Consider the following 15,683-nt stretch of genomic DNA (forward strand, 5'->3'; position numbering starts at 1 on the left):
GCCCTTTCCCGGTCAGGTCGGGCACCTTGCGCCATCGAAGCCCGAGACGCAAATCGACCGCTACTGGCGCGAAGATGAAGCAAACGTCCAGTCAGAGCGCGTTTGGTTTGTGGGTTTGGTCGGGTGTGTCGCACAGTTGGTCCGGTCGATGAGGGTGACTCGGTCGGTAGACGGGTATGGATCGAGTGCGGCGGTACCCGTCTGAGCTGACCGATGCCGAGTGGGAGATCATCGAGGCGATGCTGCCGTCTCCGCAGTGGATGGGCAGACCGGAGAAGCATCCCCGGCGGGCCGTCATCGACGCCATTTTGTACGTGGTGCGTACCGGTTGCGCGTGGCGGTACCTGCCGGTGGACTTCCCGCCGTGGCAGACCGTGTACGCGCACTTCACCCGGCTGAACGACCGGGGTGTGACCGAGCGGATCCTGAGCGAACTACGCGAGCAGATCCGGGTGGCTCACGGCCGCGAGCCCGAGCCGACGGCGGGCATCATCGACTCGCAGAGCGTCAAAGGCGCCGACACCGTGCCCCGGGACTCCCGCGGCTACGACGCCGGGAAGAGGATCAATGGCCGGAAGCGGTTCATCGTCACCGACACCCTCGGCCTGCTGGTCACTGTCTGGGTCCTGGCCGCGTCCTGGCAGGACCGCGACGGTGCCAAAGGCGCCCTGCTCGCCACGTATGCGGCCACCCCGATCCGGCATGTCTTCGCTGACTCCGGCTTCGCCGGTCGCCTCGTCGACTGGGCCCGCGACCTGCTGCGCACCACCGTTGAGATCGTCCGCAAACCCGCCGACCAACGCGGGTTCGTCGTGCATCCACGTCGCTGGGTCGTGGAGCGGACCCTGGCCTGGCTCACCGCCCACCGCCGTCTGGCCCGCGACTACGAAACCCACCGCGCAACGTCAGAGGCCAAGATCCGATGGGCCGCCCTCGGCGGCATGCTCCGCCGCCTCGCCCGAGGCGAACCCGCCACCCGCCACCAACGCCGCACCTTCAAACACACCCGACTGACAGCAATGTAAAACGCGCTCTCAGCGACCTGCTGCGTCGTGCCTTTATGTTCGCCACTGCTCGGCAAGCAGTCCGTAGATGTCGTTGTCCACCCACTCACCTTTGGCCCAGTAGTCTTGGCGCAGATGAGCCTCCTTGACCATACCCAGACGTTCGCACAAGCGCGCCGACGCCTCGTTCCGGCCATCAATCTGGGCGATCACGCGATGCATGCTGTAGTGGCTGAAGGCAATATCGATGAGAGCCCTGACCGCTTCTGCAGCATATCCCCTTCCCCATACTGACGGACGGAAAGCCCAACCCATTTCTCCCCGAGACAGGGTTCCGTCGGCCGGCCAAAGAACGACATCACCGATGATCTCACCCTCGTGCTCTGCCACCAGCGCCAGACTGGAGTCTTCACCAGTGATACCCAAGCGACGGACGCGCTTGGCCACCTGCTCGACCGCGAACTCTCGCGACCATGGGTCCCAAGGTATGTAGCGAGCCACGGCGGGGTCGCCGTAATAGGCGACCAAGGCATCTACGTCATCGAACCGGTATTGACGGAGTAGCAGACGATCGGTACGAATCGGCAGCGTGAACTCGGACATCTACTGTCGCCTTCCCCATGCAGTCTTGACCGTCCGCTGCCACCCGGGCCGCGGGTGCAACCAGAGACCCCGAATCACGACCCGTCATGATGCAAGCCGTTCACCGTTGCGGTCGATCGCGCCACCACCGTGCCTTGAGCGACGGCGCAAAGTAGACCAGTGCCATCGCCGTCGATAGCATGAACATCACAGCGGCACGTCACGCGGCGACTGCTTGAGTGGACGACGCTAGCCGTCGCGCGGATCAATACGCCCTGGGCAGGAGCAAGGTACTCGATACTGAGCCCACTGGTGAGTATGTTGGGACCCAGCATAGTCCCGGCAGCAAAGGTGATGGCGTTGTCCGCCGCGTATGAGAGGACGCCGCCGTGTACGTACCCGTGTTGCTGCAGGTGGTTACCGGTCAGCTCGACCTCTAGGGTAGCGCTTCTTCCGCCGAACGCGGTGAGCCGAGCATTCAGATGCCGGCTGAACGGCTGCGCCGCCAAGAATTTGACGGCCGCCTCCAGGGGAATCTCCATCGGCGTTCTCCTCTGGTCGTTTCGACGGATCGCCATTGCCGCAGAGTTCTGCCATCGCGAGCCCGATAAGGCCCCATAGACATCCTCGGAATTCAGGACAGCAAATAGATTCCGGTTCACCTAAGCGATGATAGGCTCGGCGGTGATCAGGGCACCTTCGCCTCGCCTTCAGTTGGCACTCGCAGCACCGCTGCCGCAGTGACCCAACCAATCACCGCCCCGCATTCGGTGCGATTACGAGAATTCGCCCTGGGTTGTGTCGAGATCCAACATCTGGAATGGGTATGTTGTTCACACAAGCCTCACTCGGCCAAGCCTGAAGCGCAGACCATCAGGCCGGTTCAGCGGCTGGGACCGCCTCTGACGCAGCCGCCGAGTTGGCAACGACTGATGAACGAGTCTCTTCCACCTCTCGAGCAAGAAGCCGCAGAGCCGACTCGCTGGCGGAGCCGATCGAGGCATGAAATGTGCCGAGAAGTTGATCCGGCGCGTCCGGAATGCGCAGCGGCTGATTGGTCAGTTCCAGATAACCAACGGTCGGGTGCTGCATCCGACAGAGCGTGGGAACCTTGTCACGGACCGTCTGGGCGGCCCACAGGTCATCGAACCGTCTGCTGGTCAGACAGAGCTCACCGATGATACCGGCAAGCCGGCTGTCGTGAGGATACTTGCCGGCCTGCATGCGCAGATAACTCACCACCTCCCAGGTTTTGTCCTCCCAGTCGACGAACAGCTCCCGCAAATGCGGATCAGTGAACAGCAGTCGGGCCCAGTTGGGGCGGGTCGGCAAAGCATCGACAGCGCTGTACGGGACATGCGGGGCGAGCAGTGCGTGACCGAGCGGTGTCCAAGCAAGAAGATCCATGCATCGGCCGGCGACCGCGGAGGGCACCAGGTCCATCGCCGACATCAGGCTGAGTAGCGCCGGACTCACCCGCTCTGGTCGGCGCTGCTGCCTCGGGGGGGCACCCGTTGCGTTCGCGAGCTGGAAGAGATAAGCCCGCTCATGGTCGTCAAGCTCCAAGGCACATGCGATCGCCTCGAGCACAGAAGGAGAGGCACCATCAGTCTGCCCCTGTTCGATGCGGGTGTAGTACGAGACGCTCACGCCAGCAAGCCGGGCAAGCTCCTCCCGGCGCAGGCCGGCGACCCGTCGCCGCCCGTACGAAGCGACGCCGACGTCCTCGGGACGAACTCGTGCCCTCCGGATTCGCAGAAATTCGCCTATCTGCCCGTTGCGAGCCTGCCCTGCCATGACCCCATTATTGCAGGCCAGAAGGCTTACCTGCTTGCCCCGGCCAGGGATAAATGGCGTCAACTGGCCCTGCCGCCTGACTACGGGGGTGCCGGCGGGACGACCGTGAAGGGCGTCCCGCCGGCCGGCAGCGTCGGTCACCGCGGGGTGGAACGAAGTGCTGAGGCCTGCGCGATCCCGAAACTCGCCACTACGAGAGCCTGCGCAACAGCCCAAGCCCGTCCCGGGCCGGTGAGCCCACCCGCCCCAACTACCGCGACAAGTACGCTCGCGGCCGTCCAAACGAGGTTCACGACGATGACCGCCGCTGTCGGAGTTTGGGCGGGCCGGACCTGACGGGCCACCAGCAGCACGCCAACCGTGAACACGGCGAGAAAGGCGCCGATGCTGCGCAGCAGCGCAGGCTCGGGGCCGAGCAATCCGCTCAGTAGCGGCGCCGCAGCCAGGTAGGCCAGGGCGTTGGCCCCCGTGACGAGGGCATCCAGCCGAAGCCAGCGGCGCAACGGCTTCCACGCGTCCTGATGGACGGTCGCTCCGGAAGCTAGCGGTGTCGTGATGCTCGTCATGCTGTCCCCTTTTCAAAAGCGGGTCGCGGTCGTCGGCAGAAGCCGTCCGGCCACGACAGGTCGGTGAGACCAGCATCGAGGGTTCGGTAACGGGGAGCCAGCCCTCCATCCCGGCTACGACAACGGTGCGTACCACCACCAGTGGCAGCTTGCGCCTCGCGATCGAATCCTTTGAGGCCTACGGTTGAGCCAGGACGTATGCGCTGTCGTTCTTGAAAAACCGGTAGACATCTCGGCACTGCGTGGCGGGCGGGCGCCTGATCAGCAAGCCAATTCCTGGTGCCTGTCTGCCGCGGAGGGCAGGCAAGCCCGACAATTCAGCACGACGATTCCGCGCCGTTCGAACCCGATGAGACCAGGCTCGGAGGCCGCCGAGAAGACGACTTGCCAACCCTGACAGACGGGTCGAGCGTAGGGGCGGCTGTCGGCGGTCCTTGCATACGGGGGGATGCTCGGACCGCCGACAGCCGCAGCGGAGTAAAGTCAAGTAACGGGCGCAAAGCCCGTTAGCGGGTAGCCGCCAACTCGCGTCACCGGTTGCAGTTAGCGTCCAACCGGACGAGTTGCCAAAGTCGATGCGCGAGAGGAACAGTGGCTGGTTTGCGGCTGGCGAAACGCGCAGCTGCAGCACTCGCCGCGGCTGACCTCGGCGAGCGCCCTCAGAAGCTCCAGCCTGTCCATTAAGTCAGGTCGGTGTTTCAACGCGCCACCGCCTCGGCTTCACGGACCATGCCCCCTCAGGCACGTGTCGCCGCGACCACGACTGCGGCTGCGGCTGCGGCTGTCCACTCTGGCGACTGTGACGGCCGCGGAACCTCTGGGGCTTTTCCCTCCGTGGGTTCGGTTTCCGCCACCACCCCGCGTGCAACACGGAGACGCCCGGCCGATCCTCGTTGGTCGACCGGGTGCTTCACTAGATCTGGGTGTAGATCTCACGCGACTCATTCGAGGGGAACCAGCTAATCAAGTGTCGGAGTTCTCCCCGCCCGTGTGCGGCAACTGCCTGCACAGGCGCAAACAGCGCCTTGCCGACCGCTATGCCAATCTCGCCGCGCGGTATCCATCGGGTTGCACGTCGTCGTGACAGACGATTGGCTCCGAAACCTTGCGCCGAGCCAGCTGACAATGTGCCGGTCACGCACCCAGGTACTGCTTGAGCAGATCACCGCAACCGGCCTGGACCAGGCTCTTGAACTGCCAGTCGCCGCCCTTCCTCGCCATCACGTCGACGTAGAGCGTGTGCCGGTTCTGCCCGTCCACCGTCACCGTCGAGTCCATGACCACGACGGCGAGGTCGCTTTGAGGAATACCATCTGGCGACTGTCGTAGTCCTGTCCCACTGCCGAGCGGCGCACTCTCCGGCTGAATCGTTCGTAATCACCATCTGGGGAACCAGCGCCATTCCAGCAATGCCTGCCATGTCGTACGAGGGATATGGCCGTCGTAACAGCTGAACCAGCCGAGCAGGGATTCCCTGGCCGGAGCAGCCCACGACGATAGGGCGCTCAGGAGGCGTTGTTGACGACTTCTTCTCGCTGCACCTGGCGAGACTGCCGGCGGTTTCGGATTTCCTTGGATAGAACCGCGATCGTTGCTGCAAGGAAAATCACCTGAAGGATCGTTCGAGGGACGAGTTCATCATCCCAACGCCCCGATAAATTCTCGGCAGCAGCGTGCACATTCGCGGGAAAAACAGCCACCAACAGAAGGGTAAGTCCGCCCGACGCCAAGAGAACAGTCCGGTGCCACAGTAGGCCCACTGCGCCACACAACTCGAGCACACCGGTAACAGTTACCAGAAGCCCCGGGGCCGGGAAAGCTGGCGGCACCATGTCGATAAGCGATTCGCGCAGGCCGACGAAGTGGGCCGTGCCCGTGACTACGAACATCGCAGCCAGTCCACCGCGCAGCGCGACTGACCATGGACGTAGCCGCGACACTCCGACCGCCCCCAGCCCCAGCAGAACCAGGGTGGTGACGACGAGGGCGATGAGGGGTTCCATGCCGATCCTTCCCATCGTTCAACTGCCAGGCTGCGCTTGAGCCACGAGCGCAGGTAACGTTGCGAAGAGTATTCGCAGCATGGGCGCTGCCTAATACGCTTCACCCAGACGGCGCAATCCGACGCTAAGGTAGCCTTATTTGGTGAAACGAGTCATGCTTGATGATCTTGACCGACAGCTGCTTCATGCCCTGCAGGTGGACGGTCGTGCAGCCTTCAGTCACATCGCGAGCGTTCTTGGCACCTCCGACCGCACCATCGCTCGCCGGTACAGTCGACTGCGGTCCTCGGGGGTGGTGAGGGTCGTTGTTGTGCCGAATGGTCAGGCGTTGGGGTACGTGGACTGGATGGTGAGGATCCGGTGCAGTCCTGATGTGGCCGACAGGCTCGCGGTCGCATTAAGCCGACGCGACGACACGTCTTGGGTTAGCCTTATCTCCGGCGGCACCGAGATAACATGCATTACTCAGACCCGGGGCAGGGTGGGCGAGTCAGAGTTACTGTTGGAGAAGTTGCCGCAAATGCCCCGCGTCATGGCCGTCACCGCGCACTGCCTGCTACGCGCCGTAGCGGGAACGAGCGGCTGGCCTGGGCGCACGGCGGCGTTGACACCGATGCAGATAGCCGCCCTTCAGTTGCCACTTCTTGAGCAGGACGAGCCTGGCGGCGACCAGCAGTTGACAGACGCAGATCTTCAGCTACTGCCGTTGTTGGCCAAGGACGGTCGCGCGAGCCAGCTCAGCTTGGCCGCTGCCACCGGCTGGTCGGAAAGCACCGTCCGCCGTCGCCTCGAAGAGCTACGGCGGGCCAATCTGGTGCACTTCGTCGTTGACATAGATCCTATACACTTCGGTTTCAACACCGAGGCGATGCTCTGGCTCACTGTTGCTCCCGCAGATTTAGCAGAGGTAACCACCGCGTTGTCGGAGCATCAAGAGATCAGCTTCGCCGCCGCAACGACTGGTCCTTCCAACATAGTTGCTTATGTTGTTTGCCGAAATACTGGCGCTCTTTACGATTATCTCGCTGGTCGGATAGGGTCGCTTCCGGGTGTACTTCGGGCAGAAACGGCTCCAATTCTTCGGCGCACCAAGGGCGCTGGCGCCATCCTCACGCCCGTAATCACACACGGTTAAGCGATGCCACAGGGGCATGGAATTCCTGTGCCGTGAGCGAGTCCGGCTAGGCACCGTTGCTCTCCGTGACGAATTGCTGGATGGACACTTGTCGTTCATGGAACGGTCCACCGCGAGAATGATCGCAGTTGGGCCGACCTTCGCCGAGGACGGTGATACGCCAACCGGCAGCGTGCACATCGTCGACCTGCCCGACGTTGCCGCTGCACGAGCGTTCGTCTTCGCCGAGCCCAACTACCAAGCTGGCGTGTATCGCGGTGTGCTGCTGCGCCGGCGGCGCAATGCGCTGGGCGCATGATGTGGGAGTTCCCCGGCGGCAGCCGTTACTTCTGAGTCTCGGCGGAAGGCGAGCCGCTGACTTGGCGGTGCCATCCGACTCGGACGAGTTGATCGCGTACGGGCCGCTGCTGTCCGACGACGGCGGCACCTGGCGGGGTACCGCCGCACTGGTCCGGACGCCGAACCGGGACGTGGTACGCGCCATTCGGCTCTGGAACGGTACGCCGACTTTGTGGTGCACAACTGGCCAGTTCGGCTGACGCCAGCCTGAGACAGGAATGCGTCGGATGTGGGCGCATTCTGCAGCCTCTGCTCGGACTGCTGGCGCTCTCTCGCCTACGCGTCGGCGACACCTGACACCAGACCTGCCGCCGGGTTCGGCGTCAGCCTGACCAACCCCGAACTGGCGGCAGGCCGTCGTATCCGAGCACTGGGCCGACACGAAGCGCCCGCAGCGGAAGCTGTCTACCAGCACAGCATTGGACTGCTCGAACACGACCCGACGCTGCGTCCGGCAACGCTGACAGAGCTTCGCACGTAGTTCGGCGGCAGCAATCGGCCCTCGACGGAGCCTCGCGGCAGCACCTTGGACTGGAGTTCCGAATCCACACCGAGGGCTCCCATCAGGCGTGCGGCCAGTCCGGGGAGCGACCAAGAACGGCGAGAATGCGACCGAGTAGGTCGTCGTCGGCCCGCTCTGGCAGTCGCGGCGCAAAGGCCGCGCCCGGCGCCAGTCGCGTCGCGTCATCGGGTACCGCACGGGCGATGGGCAGAGCAGCCCGCAACACCTCGTCCGGCAAATTCCACGCCACACCCAAGGATCGCGCGACGTCCCAACCGTGAACGACGTAATCGATGAAGTGGAAGCTGACCGCCATGCGGCCTGGAATCGTGTGAACCTCATCGACCTCGGGCAGCGCGAACTCACGGTCCAATACCTCATCGGTCGCGAAGGCAGCGAGCACGCCCTCGGCCGCCGTGAGGTAGGCCCGAACGGGGTCGGCTGACGGACGCGTCCGCCACATTTCAGCGTCCGAGCCGCGGCCGGTTGCTGCCGCCGCGAATCCGTGGTGCTGGGCCGTCATGTGAGCCAGTAGGTCTCCCAAGCGCCACTGTGGGCAGGGAGTTGGCTTGTCCAGGTCTGCCGCCGACACCCGCTGCACCACTGTGATGCTCGCGCGGACCGTCGTCTCGTCTGCCGTCCGTACATCCGGAAAATTCGTAATCATGAGTCGACTATCTACGACCGCATACTATCTGTCAATCAGGTACTGTCACGCGTATGATTGGCGACGCAGACGATCGCCCCGACCTCGGCGCGATGCTGGTGCGACTTGCTCGATCACTACTTGTCGTCGAGAAGCCGATCCTCGAGGCACATGACATCTCAATGTGGGGCTACGCCGTGCTAACCGCGCTGCGAGACGAGCCGATGCGGACCCAGACGGCCCTCGCACGATCGATCGGTGCGGACAAGACCCGCATCATCGCCATCCTGGACGAGCTGCAACGACGAGAACTCATCGACCGCGATCCCGACCCCGCCGATCGAAGGGTGCGCCTCCTGCGACTCACGGCGTCGGGCCGGGCCGTGCAGAGCGAAGCCCAGGCCGCGATCCGCGCGGCAGAGGCGACCCTGCTCGACCAGCTACCACCCCCCGACCGACAGGCCTTTCTGCAGGCACTCGTGACCCTCGACAACGCCGCCGCCTAACTCGGCGCAGGTCCGCGCCGAGGGACGGTCAACACCACGGGTCGGCGGCAGCGTCCCGGGTCGCCACCAGTTCATGCGGTGCGCCGGCGAACACGGCCACCCCGCTGTCTTGTCCGACGCCGGGTCCGGACGCGGATCGAGGGCCGCGTCCGGCTCGGCAGGGGGCTCACCCGGGCAACTGCTCGGCCCGGGTCACCACCTTGTCGACCAGGCCGTACTCGCGGGCCTGCTCGGCCGTGAACCAGCGGTCCCGGTCCCAGTCGCGCTGGATCTCGTCCAGCGTGCGTCCGCTGTGCTGCGCGATCAACTCCTGCATGGTGCGCTTCACGTGCAGCATGTTCTCAGCCTGGATCTTGATGTCCGAGGCGGTGCCGCCCAACCCGCCCAACGGCTGGTGCATCATGATCCGCGCGTGCGGCAGCGCGTACCGCTTGCCGGCCGCACCCGCGCAGAGCAGGAACTGCCCCATCGAGCCCGCGAACCCTAGCGCCAGGGTGGCCACGTCGTTGCGGACGTAGCGCATCGTGTCGTAGACCGCCATCCCGGCACTCACCGAGCCACCCGGCGAGTTGATGTAGAGGAAGATGTCCCGGTCGGCGTCCTCGGCGGCGAGCAGCAGGATCTGCGCGCAGATCTGATTGGCCGATTCCTCGGTCACCTCGTTGCCGAGAAAGACGATTCGTTCACGCAGCAGCCGTTCGAAGACCTGGCCCCCGAAAGACGGCTGCCCGCCCTCCAACATCCGCACGCCGTACCCGATCATCATGTCCGCCTTCCATCGTGCCGGCGGGCGGTGGGACCGCCCGGGAGACCGGCCCCTCCAGCGTCCGCGCTGCGGCGGTCGCGGCCCAGGGATTCTGCCGGCGGCAGATCCGCTCAGGGCTGAACACCGGCCGGCCTACGCAAGGGTCAGCCGCCGCCGGTCCGCCCGGGCCCGGCGGCAGGCCAGCATCGTGGAGGTACGCGGAACGGGGCGCCCGGCCGGCGCGGAGGCGATCAGCCGGACCCGCAGCCCTGCCCGTTAACTAATGAGTCCTGAACGGCCCGCCGTGGTCCGGAGGGATTCCTGCCCGTTACGTGGCCTCTGAATGTTGTTGAAGAAATCTGCAGCGTGGGCTCGGTGAGCCGTTCGTGTGGTGATCCGGCTCGCCGAGTAGATGCCTGCACACCACCTGACGGGCGGCGGTGCTGGTGGGCCACGGCTGTCGGTGCAGCAGTTCGGTCCCGATCGGAGCCAGTTTTCACGCGGCACCGACAAACGTGAGGAGGGGCGGGCGAAGGGTCTGGCCGATATTGTCAGAAACGATGGTCTTCTCGAAGATCGCGGCTGTTGTCGTCAGGGGGCGGCTCCGCGGCAGTGGTTCGAGAGTCGGCCCCTGGGGGATCGTTTGAAGGCTTTTAGTTCGTCCTGCGGGTGAGTTGTGGTTGGCCTCGGGTGAGGAGTCCAGTGAGGAGTGTGGTGAGTGCTGGTGGTGTGGCGGCGATGAGGAAGAGTGCGAGCCAGGGGGTGTGCCAGTGTGCGTTGGTGCTGTAGCTGATGTAGGCGGCTGCGGGTCCAAGGCCGGCGAGTAGGCCGAGGAGTGCGCCGTTTCCGGCGATGAGGGCGCTCTGCGCTGCGGTGATTCGTCGGCGGGTTTGGGGGGTGGCGCCGACTGCGGTCATGGTGGCTAGGTCGGGGCGTAGTTCAACGGATGCCAGGCCAATGGCGACGGTGCTGGCGACGAGGGTGACCAGGGCGCTGACCGCGGCAAGTAGGTAGAACATTGTGGTGGTTTCTTCCGCCGGTGATGACGCCTTTGTCGCTGTGGCGGTGATCGGCTGATCGGGTGGCTGGCGGGTGTTGAGTTGGGCGTGGAGCAGGACGTCGTTCGCGGCGGCCAAGTCTTCGGGCCGGGGTTGGCGGGTGGGATCGATCACTGCTGCTTGGGTTGTGACGTTCAGGTCAAGGCGTTTCGCCGTCGCCGCCGAGATCACCAAGCCGGGCAGCTGCGGGTAGTACTCCCCGCGAGCGGCAAGAAGCGCGGGCAAGGACGGGAGAGGTTTTCCATCCTTCGTCAAGGTGATCTTCGTGTCGGAGATAAGTTTGTCGTTGAAGACGACCGCACCCCCGTCGGCGAGGGTGTCCAGTTCCTGTGCGTTTGCAGGCCGGCCGGTGACCAGATGAACTATTTCAGCCCCGCCGACAGCGACCGCACGTTGTTCGAAAGCGGCGATAAGCGTAGGGTCGGCGGCGCCCTCGGGCGGGAGATCTGTTAGCGGTGCGCCGGTGTCGGTGGCCATTTGTAGTGTCACGATTTCCCGGGTCGGCAGGGCTGCAGTGAAGCGGTGAAGGCCGTCTTCGCCGAGCAGTCGAAGGGTTTCCGCTTCGAGGACGATCTGGCCGGGGCGAGTGCGCAGCTGAGTGGCTGGCGCATCATCGCGGGCTGTTCCAACGTTCGTCAGGGAGACGCTGCCTGCGGTCGCGGCGGTGACCGCCGCGATCGCTGCCGCTGTGCGTAGTCGGTGCCGTGCGCCGTGGCGCAGTGCGAGCCGGCCTGACAGGGGCAACGCGGCGGCGACGCGGCCGGCGACCCGGACGAGGGTGGGAGCGCATGCCACGACACCGACTAGCTGCGCGACACCGCCGAGAGCGAGAAGTTCGATTCTGCCCTCGGGGTGGCCGGCAAGCACGAGGGCTGCCGTGCCGGCAACGAGAAGAACCATGCCGACCGCGAGAGCGGCAAGGTCGAGGCGGGAGCGGGTCCGCTGACCTCCCAGGTCAGCGCGGACCGGTCCGCGGCCCGCGCTGCGGGCGGGCAACAGAGCCGCGAGGACCCCGATCGTGAGCGTCACGACCGCCACCCCCACCACGCTCGGCACGGGTACGGAGACATCGATTAAGGGATGGTCGGCGATCGTCTCGATGAGCGGTCCGGCCAGGGTGAACGTCAGCAGACCCGCGCCGGCCCCGGCGATGGCCGCAGCCGCACCCAGGAGCAATCCACCCGCCAGGACGATCCGCCCGACCTGGCGTCCGGTGCTCCCTACCGCAGCGATCATGGCAAGGTCCCGCCGCTGTCTGCGGGCCCCGACCACGAACGCCGCCCCCACGAGCAACACCACCTGCGCACCGGCGAAGGTCGTGACGAGCAGGACCGCCGCAGCCTCCACCGCCTTCTCCGCGACAGTCGGCTTGACCTCTTCACGCAGCAACGAGTGGAAGCCCTCCTGGTTGGGGCCTGGCTCCGGAGGGGACCAGCTCTGCCCGGCTGGCAGTTTCACCAACAGCTCTGCGCGCGCCCCGGACAAGGGAGCCTCGGCCGGGACAAGGAGCCCCGTCATACGTAGGGAACGGCTCCAATCGACGACCCCCACCACGGTGAGACTGCGTTGCGGCATGCCGGCAACGACCTGATCGCCGGGGCGGATATCAAGCTCACGAGCGAGCGCCCGGGTCACCGCGACTTCTGCCGCCCCCTGCGGAGCACGTCCAGCCCGCAGCACATAGCGGCCCCGGTTGAGGGGGTGACCAAGGTCGGTCGCCTCATATTCGAACGCGGCGAGACCGGCAGGCCCGGCGACTACAGTGCGGCCTCGCGTTAACGGCATTGATCGGCTATCCGACGGCAGGCTTGACCGAGCCACGTCAGCGTCGTCGACGATCAGGTCGGCCTGCCCCATGCGGAAGTTCACCTCCTGCGCAGACGTGCCGCTGAGATTCGCCCAACTCACCGCCAAGACCGTGGCGGCGTAAGCCGGCAGAAACAACATCATCAGGATCAACGCGCTGCGCCCGCGTTGACGGACCGTGGAGCGGCGGGCAACCCGCAGCGCGGCACGCCATGAACCGACGAACTCGCCGGCGAATCTGGTCATACAGTCCTCCCGAGCAGCTGCTCCGGGGTCTGCCTCGGGCCGGTGGCGGCAACCAACTTGCCATCGCGCAGGAAGATCGTTCGGTCGGCCCACCCGGCGTAGCGCGGCTCATGAGTGACCAGCACCCCGGCGGCGCCGGCATCGATGCGCGCCCGCAACACCTCCAACACGGCGAGACTCGTCTGCGAGTCCAGGGCACCGGTCGGCTCGTCCGCCAGGACCAGCCGCCGCTGCCCCACCAACGCGCGGGCAATCGCGATCCGCTGCTGTTGCCCGCCAGAGAGCTGATCAGGGAAGCGGCCAGCCATATCACCCAAATCCACTTCGGCCAACGCCGCGACAGCCTCCCGCCGCGCCGATCGCACGCCCACCCCGGCCAGTTCTCGCGGCAACGCGACGTTCTCCGCTGCGGTCAGGTCAGTAACCAGGTTGTAGTCCTGAAAGACGTACCCGACACGATCCCTGCGCAGCCGCGCCAACGCTGCCGCGTCCAAGCCGCCGAGCTCGACATCCTCCACGAACACCGCCCCCGACGTCGGTGCGTCAAGCCCACCCGCCAACGCCAACAGCGTCGACTTCCCCGACCCCGAAGGCCCCATCACCGCCACCAACTCGCCGGCAGCCACCTCGAAACTCACCTCGTCCAGAGCGTGAACCGCCTGCTCGCCACTGCCGTAGACCCGGCCGACCCCCGCGAAGCGCAACACCGCCGCACTCATCGGCCATCCACCTCGACCTCCCTGCGGTGCTGAACCGCCGGCGCTGGCGTCTTCAACGGCGCCCGGCCCGATCGCGCCCGCCGCAGCACCGTCGCCTCCACATGGTCCAGCCAGCGGATCTCACTCTCCAGCGTGAAGATCAGATGATCGACAAGGAGCAGCCAGGCGACATCGTCGCTGTCGTCGGCCTGGCGACGCAGGTCGGTGTAATCACGCATCTGCCGCATCGACTCAGTCCGCTGCACCTGAACCACCGCCCCGACCTCCACGCCAGGCGCGACCGCCGCCATCGCCAACTTGATCGCCAACTCACTGCGCGGACGATCGGTGTCGGTCACCGGCGTGACGAACCAACTGGCCAGGGCCTCCCGCCCTTGATCGGTGATCGCGAAAACCTCACGCCCGTCGGCGTTGCTGCCGACCGACGCCACGTAACCGTCGCGGGCAAGCCGGTCAAGCGTCGTGTAGACCTGCCCCACGTTCAACGCCCAGCTTCCACCACTCGTATGAGCATCGAACTCGCTCTTCAACTGATAGCCGTACTTCGGGCCGTCCGCGAAGACCGCCAACAACCCCCAACGCACCGCATTCCTCTGCATGGCGAGAGCTTACCAAGTAACTACTTACTGGATAAGTTCGGGGATGTCTTGGTAGCAAGGCCCTAGTAGACCGTCGCTTCTAATTGCCGTGGATGTCTGGTAGGTCTTGCCCTGTTCGTGGGTCGTTGAGGGCAGGAGGACTGGTGGCGCGTAGGCGGGTCCATGCGGTGGTGCTGGACGCGAAGCAGCAGGTGAGGTTGCGGCAGGTCATAGGGTCGGGCAAGAGTTCGGCGCGGTCGATCGCTCGGGCGCGGATCCTGCTGGCTCTGGACGAGTCCAGCGGGGTCGTGCCCGTTCGGGCGCAGGTTGCCGAGAAGTTGGACGCCTCGGGTGATCTGGTCCGGTCGGTCGCCGAGGCGTTCGCGACCCATCAGGACGTGGACGCGGCGATCGGCCGGCGCAAGCGCCTCACGCCGCCGGTGCAGCCGAAGGTCACCGGGGACATCGAGGCGCGGGTGATGGCGTTGGCGTGCTCGGCCCCGCCCGAGGGGTACTCGCGGTGGTCGTTGCGGCTGCTGGAGAAGCACGTCGCGTTGCTGGACGACGTGCCGGGCCTGGACCACTCCACGATCGGGCGGGTTCTGAAAAGGGGGCGCTCAAGCCGCAACTGAAGGCGTGCTGGACCATCCCGCCGCACGCCAACGGCGAGTTCGTCGCCGCGATGGAGGATGTCCTGGACGTCTACGCCCGCCCGCTCGACGAGCGTTTCCCGGTGGTCTGCATGGACGAGAAGCCGTACCAGTTACTGGGCGAGGTCCGCGACCCGCTGCCCGCCGCCCCGGGCAGGGTTGCCCAGCACGACAGCGAATACGTGCGGCAGGGCACGTGCGCGATCTTCGTGTTCACCCGGCCGCTGGCCGGGTGGCGGCGCGTCGAGGCCCTGGCGCAGCGCACCCGCGTGGACTGGGCCCACCAGGTCCGCCGGCTCCTCGACGTCGACTTCCCCGACGCCGAGAAGGTCGTGCTGGTGATGGACAACCTGAACACCCACTCGATCGGGTCGCTCTACGAAGCCTTCGACCCCGCGACCGCGCACGCTCTGGCCCAACGCCTTCAGATCCACCACACGCCCAAGCACGGCTCGTGGCTCAACGTCGCCGAGATCGAGCTGTCCCGCCTGACCCGCCAGTGCCTCGACCGGCGCCTAAGCGACCTCGACACCCTCAACGCCGAGCTGGCGGCCTGGCAGAACGCAACGAACAGCGACCAGCGGCAGGTCGACTGGCACTTCACCACCAACGACGCCCGAACCCGACTCCGCCACCTCTACCCAGCCAATTAGAAGCGACGGTCTACTAGTGTCCTGAGTCGTTAGAAGCTTTATTGATTCGGGTGCAGTAGTTGGCGAGGTTGTCGAGGATCTGGTCGGCGGTTTTGGTCCAGACAAAGGGTTTGGGGTTGTCGTTCCATGCGGCGATCCAGTCGTTGAC

18 protein-coding genes and 1 pseudogene are annotated in these 15,683 nt (G+C 65.6%); 7 read left to right on the forward strand and 12 right to left on the reverse strand.

What is annotated here, in order from left to right; all coding sequences use genetic code 11:
* The first annotated feature begins 176 nt into the window (after window positions 1-176).
* The gene (locus ABZS40_RS34970) at window positions 177-1,025 is read left to right on the forward strand and encodes an IS5 family transposase (RefSeq protein WP_354948798.1); all 849 of its coding nucleotides are present in this window, start codon (window positions 177-179) and stop codon (window positions 1,023-1,025) included.
* Window positions 1,026-1,058: 33 nt separating this feature from the next.
* Here the strand turns inward: ABZS40_RS34970 and ABZS40_RS34975 are convergent, their stop codons facing one another.
* From ABZS40_RS34975 to ABZS40_RS35000, 6 genes are all read right to left on the reverse strand, one after another.
* Entirely contained in the window at window positions 1,059-1,607 is a 549-nt protein-coding gene (locus tag ABZS40_RS34975; RefSeq protein ID WP_354948800.1) for a GNAT family protein, read from the reverse strand.
* 74 nt (window positions 1,608-1,681) lie between these two features.
* Window positions 1,682-2,128, reverse strand: coding sequence for a PaaI family thioesterase (locus tag ABZS40_RS34980; protein ID WP_354948802.1), 447 nt, complete (start codon window positions 2,126-2,128; stop codon window positions 1,682-1,684).
* A 331-nt stretch (window positions 2,129-2,459) separates the two neighbouring features.
* Complete coding sequence (locus ABZS40_RS34985) at window positions 2,460-3,383, reverse strand: helix-turn-helix transcriptional regulator (RefSeq protein WP_354948804.1); 924 nt, start codon at window positions 3,381-3,383, stop codon at window positions 2,460-2,462.
* Window positions 3,384-3,520: 137 nt separating this feature from the next.
* Window positions 3,521-3,949 (reverse strand): hypothetical protein, encoded by a 429-nt coding sequence (locus tag ABZS40_RS34990; RefSeq protein WP_354948806.1) that lies wholly within the window; start codon window positions 3,947-3,949, stop codon window positions 3,521-3,523.
* A 1,134-nt stretch (window positions 3,950-5,083) separates the two neighbouring features.
* Window positions 5,084-5,227 carry a hypothetical protein gene (locus ABZS40_RS34995; RefSeq protein ID WP_354948808.1) on the reverse strand — a complete coding sequence of 48 codons (144 nt, stop codon included), beginning with the start codon at window positions 5,225-5,227 and terminating at the stop codon, window positions 5,084-5,086.
* Between the two features lie 227 nt (window positions 5,228-5,454).
* Window positions 5,455-5,952, reverse strand: coding sequence for a DoxX family protein (locus ABZS40_RS35000; protein ID WP_354948810.1), 498 nt, complete (start codon window positions 5,950-5,952; stop codon window positions 5,455-5,457).
* A 142-nt stretch (window positions 5,953-6,094) separates the two neighbouring features.
* Between ABZS40_RS35000 and ABZS40_RS35005 the strand changes: the two genes are divergently transcribed.
* The 3 genes from ABZS40_RS35005 (at window position 6,095) to ABZS40_RS35015 (ending at window position 7,626) form a co-directional block, all read left to right on the forward strand.
* Complete coding sequence (locus ABZS40_RS35005; protein WP_354948812.1) at window positions 6,095-7,087, forward strand: Lrp/AsnC family transcriptional regulator; 993 nt, start codon at window positions 6,095-6,097, stop codon at window positions 7,085-7,087.
* A 16-nt stretch (window positions 7,088-7,103) separates the two neighbouring features.
* Window positions 7,104-7,385, forward strand: coding sequence for a YciI family protein (locus ABZS40_RS35010; protein ID WP_354948814.1), 282 nt, complete (start codon window positions 7,104-7,106; stop codon window positions 7,383-7,385).
* Window positions 7,386-7,446: 61 nt separating this feature from the next.
* Window positions 7,447-7,626: a hypothetical protein gene (locus tag ABZS40_RS35015; protein WP_354948816.1), complete on the forward strand. Its 180-nt coding sequence runs from the start codon at window positions 7,447-7,449 to the stop codon at window positions 7,624-7,626.
* Between the two features lie 363 nt (window positions 7,627-7,989).
* Here ABZS40_RS35015 and ABZS40_RS35020 read toward each other — a convergent pair whose 3' ends face one another.
* On the reverse strand, window positions 7,990-8,595 hold the full coding sequence (locus ABZS40_RS35020; RefSeq protein WP_354948818.1) for a TIGR03086 family metal-binding protein: 606 nt from the start codon (window positions 8,593-8,595) through the stop codon (window positions 7,990-7,992).
* A gap of 53 nt (window positions 8,596-8,648) precedes the next feature.
* On the opposite strand from ABZS40_RS35020, the gene ABZS40_RS35025 reads away from it, so the two are divergent.
* Complete coding sequence (locus ABZS40_RS35025; protein WP_354948820.1) at window positions 8,649-9,080, forward strand: MarR family transcriptional regulator; 432 nt, start codon at window positions 8,649-8,651, stop codon at window positions 9,078-9,080.
* 166 nt (window positions 9,081-9,246) lie between these two features.
* On the opposite strand, the gene ABZS40_RS35030 is transcribed toward ABZS40_RS35025, so the two are convergent.
* From ABZS40_RS35030 to ABZS40_RS35045, 4 genes are all read right to left on the reverse strand, one after another.
* A complete protein-coding gene (locus ABZS40_RS35030) occupies window positions 9,247-9,843 on the reverse strand; it encodes an ATP-dependent Clp protease proteolytic subunit (protein WP_354948832.1) in 597 nt (198 codons plus the stop codon).
* Between the two features lie 635 nt (window positions 9,844-10,478).
* A complete protein-coding gene (locus tag ABZS40_RS35035) occupies window positions 10,479-12,935 on the reverse strand; it encodes an FtsX-like permease family protein (RefSeq protein ID WP_354948822.1) in 2,457 nt (818 codons plus the stop codon).
* Window positions 12,932-13,654 (reverse strand): ABC transporter ATP-binding protein, encoded by a 723-nt coding sequence (locus tag ABZS40_RS35040; RefSeq protein WP_354948824.1) that lies wholly within the window; start codon window positions 13,652-13,654, stop codon window positions 12,932-12,934. The genes ABZS40_RS35035 and ABZS40_RS35040 overlap by 4 nt, the downstream gene beginning before the upstream one ends.
* Entirely contained in the window at window positions 13,651-14,253 is a 603-nt protein-coding gene (locus ABZS40_RS35045; RefSeq protein ID WP_354948826.1) for a PadR family transcriptional regulator, read from the reverse strand. Before ABZS40_RS35045 ends, ABZS40_RS35040 begins: the two co-directional genes overlap by 4 nt.
* Window positions 14,254-14,396: 143 nt before the next feature.
* Between ABZS40_RS35045 and ABZS40_RS35050 the strand changes: the two genes are divergently transcribed.
* Together ABZS40_RS35050 and ABZS40_RS35055 are read left to right on the forward strand one after the other, a co-directional pair.
* Window positions 14,397-14,864, forward strand: coding sequence for a helix-turn-helix domain-containing protein (locus ABZS40_RS35050; RefSeq protein ID WP_354948828.1), 468 nt, complete (start codon window positions 14,397-14,399; stop codon window positions 14,862-14,864).
* Complete coding sequence (locus ABZS40_RS35055) at window positions 14,753-15,535, forward strand: IS630 family transposase (protein WP_354948830.1); 783 nt, start codon at window positions 14,753-14,755, stop codon at window positions 15,533-15,535. Before ABZS40_RS35050 ends, ABZS40_RS35055 begins: the two co-directional genes overlap by 112 nt.
* Window positions 15,536-15,548: 13 nt before the next feature.
* Here ABZS40_RS35055 and ABZS40_RS35060 read toward each other — a convergent pair.
* Window positions 15,549-15,683: pseudogene (locus ABZS40_RS35060) on the reverse strand (IS630 family transposase); the annotation flags it as partial.

The organism is Micromonospora sp. NPDC005324 (assembly GCF_040607155.1).
GTDB lineage: Bacteria > Actinomycetota > Actinomycetes > Mycobacteriales > Micromonosporaceae > Micromonospora > Micromonospora trifolii.

Excerpts from the sequence above, each read along its gene's own strand:
- ABZS40_RS35000 (WP_354948810.1), bottom strand. The coding sequence starts at position 5,952 with ATGGAACCCCTCATCGCCCTCGTCGTCACCACCCTGGTTCTGCTGGGG.
- ABZS40_RS34985 (WP_354948804.1), bottom strand. The coding sequence starts at position 3,383 with ATGGCAGGGCAGGCTCGCAACGGGCAGATAGGCGAATTTCTGCGAATC.
- ABZS40_RS35020 (WP_354948818.1), bottom strand. The coding sequence starts at position 8,595 with ATGATTACGAATTTTCCGGATGTACGGACGGCAGACGAGACGACGGTC.
- ABZS40_RS34980 (WP_354948802.1), bottom strand. The coding sequence starts at position 2,128 with ATGGAGATTCCCCTGGAGGCGGCCGTCAAATTCTTGGCGGCGCAGCCG.
- ABZS40_RS35010 (WP_354948814.1), top strand. The coding sequence starts at position 7,104 with ATGGAATTCCTGTGCCGTGAGCGAGTCCGGCTAGGCACCGTTGCTCTC.
- ABZS40_RS35035 (WP_354948822.1), bottom strand. The coding sequence starts at position 12,935 with ATGACCAGATTCGCCGGCGAGTTCGTCGGTTCATGGCGTGCCGCGCTG.
- ABZS40_RS34970 (WP_354948798.1), top strand. The coding sequence starts at position 177 with ATGGATCGAGTGCGGCGGTACCCGTCTGAGCTGACCGATGCCGAGTGG.
- ABZS40_RS34995 (WP_354948808.1), bottom strand. The coding sequence starts at position 5,227 with ATGGACTCGACGGTGACGGTGGACGGGCAGAACCGGCACACGCTCTAC.
- ABZS40_RS35045 (WP_354948826.1), bottom strand. The coding sequence starts at position 14,253 with ATGCAGAGGAATGCGGTGCGTTGGGGGTTGTTGGCGGTCTTCGCGGAC.
- ABZS40_RS34990 (WP_354948806.1), bottom strand. The coding sequence starts at position 3,949 with ATGACGAGCATCACGACACCGCTAGCTTCCGGAGCGACCGTCCATCAG.
- ABZS40_RS35030 (WP_354948832.1), bottom strand. The coding sequence starts at position 9,843 with ATGATCGGGTACGGCGTGCGGATGTTGGAGGGCGGGCAGCCGTCTTTC.
- ABZS40_RS35040 (WP_354948824.1), bottom strand. The coding sequence starts at position 13,654 with ATGAGTGCGGCGGTGTTGCGCTTCGCGGGGGTCGGCCGGGTCTACGGC.
- ABZS40_RS34975 (WP_354948800.1), bottom strand. The coding sequence starts at position 1,607 with ATGTCCGAGTTCACGCTGCCGATTCGTACCGATCGTCTGCTACTCCGT.
- ABZS40_RS35025 (WP_354948820.1), top strand. The coding sequence starts at position 8,649 with ATGATTGGCGACGCAGACGATCGCCCCGACCTCGGCGCGATGCTGGTG.